Here is a 1,444-nt window from a genome sequence, read left to right on the forward strand (position 1 = left end):
CATCCTGCACCGCGGCCTGCGCCGCGGCGAGGCCGTCGGACTCACCGACACCGCCGTCGACCTCGACAACTGCCTGATCAGCGTCACCCAACAGATCGCCACCCACGGCTACACACCCGTGATCAAAAAGGTCAAGTCCGAGTCCGGCAACCGGATCATGGCCATGGCCAGCATCACCCGTATCGTCCTGCGCGCCCACCACGCCCGCCGCGCCCAATGGAAACTCGCCGCCGGCCACACCTGGCCCGACACCGGACTGTTCTTCGTCCAACCCGACGGAAAGCCCTGGCACCCCAACGCCGTCACCGACCGCTTCGAGGTCCTCGTCCGCGACGCCGACCTACCCCCGATCCGACTGCACGACCTGCGGCACTGCGCCGCCACCTACCTCAAAGCCGCCGGCGCCGACCTCAAAGACATCCAGGAACTCCTCGGCCACTCCTCGGCCGCCATGACCGACGTCTACACCTCGGTCATCGTCGAACTCGACGTCGAACGCGCCAAAGCCGAAGCCGCCGCCGAACTCCTTTCCCGCCACCGAGGACGGGCTACCGCTCGGGTATCTGCTATCAGCACTCGTCCCTAGTGAAGAGGACGGTGGGTCTTGCGCCCGAAGACGTAGGCATCGGCAAGCTGCCCAATCCGCGTCTTCGGCCAGATCGCCCGATGACGGCGTCGCATCGACGGGCGGGCACGGGTACTGCGAGTTGACATGGTTTCACGTACGGTGGTCCTGCTTTCTGGAGATCGGGCCGATGGCCACATGTTGGTTTGACGTGAGGAACCGAGGCACGGATGAACGACAGACGCGACCCACGCCTGTCGCTAGCAAGCCTTGATTTCGTCGGTGACGAGGCCGCGCTTCAGCGACAGGTCGGACAGCTACTGCGCGAGCGTGGGCATCTCTCCCGCACGGGTGGTTTCCGTGGATCTGATGCAACCGGATCGGTCTCCGTGGTCATCGACACGCAACGCCGCGTGGACACCGTCACGGTTGGCCGTGAGTGGCGTGGCGAGGTTGGCGTGGCTCGGTTCCCGGCCGTGCTCTTCGAGGCCTACAGCGCCGCCCTCGGCGCCGCACTGGAACATGCCGCCTTGACGGAACTTCGGCAGGGACAGGCGTCGTCGACACCGCCACGCCAAACCTCGGTGCAGGCGTCGCCCGAGCTTGACGAGGACGTGTGGTCGCGGGAGACCTGGCGCACGCTACGAGGCCTCGACGCGGAGCTGGATCGAGTGGCACAGCTGCGCGTTTCCCCAGTCGAGCAGGTCATGACCAGCCCCAATGGTTGTCTGACGTTGCGGATTCGGGCGAACAGCATCGTCGGTATCACCGGCGACACGGCACGGATCGCCCGTGCCGACGCCGGTCAGCTGCAGTTCGAAGCACGGTCCGTCCTTCGCGCCTTCGACCTCGCAGGGGCAGATGAACACGACCTTGAGG

At 66.1% G+C, this 1,444-nt stretch carries 2 protein-coding genes; both read left to right on the top strand.

The window, feature by feature from the left end; genetic code table 11:
• Positions 1 to 586, top strand: a 586-nt coding sequence (locus KBX08_RS33230) for a site-specific integrase (protein WP_210787707.1), incomplete at its 5' end; no start/stop codon positions are given.
• Between the two features lie 209 nt (positions 587 to 795).
• Positions 796 to 1,444: hypothetical protein (locus KBX08_RS33235; RefSeq protein ID WP_210787708.1), on the top strand; the 649-nt coding region annotated here is incomplete at its 3' end.

The sequence above is a fragment of the Micromonospora sp. H61 genome (genome assembly GCF_018070325.1).
GTDB lineage: Bacteria > Actinomycetota > Actinomycetes > Mycobacteriales > Micromonosporaceae > Micromonospora > Micromonospora salmantinae.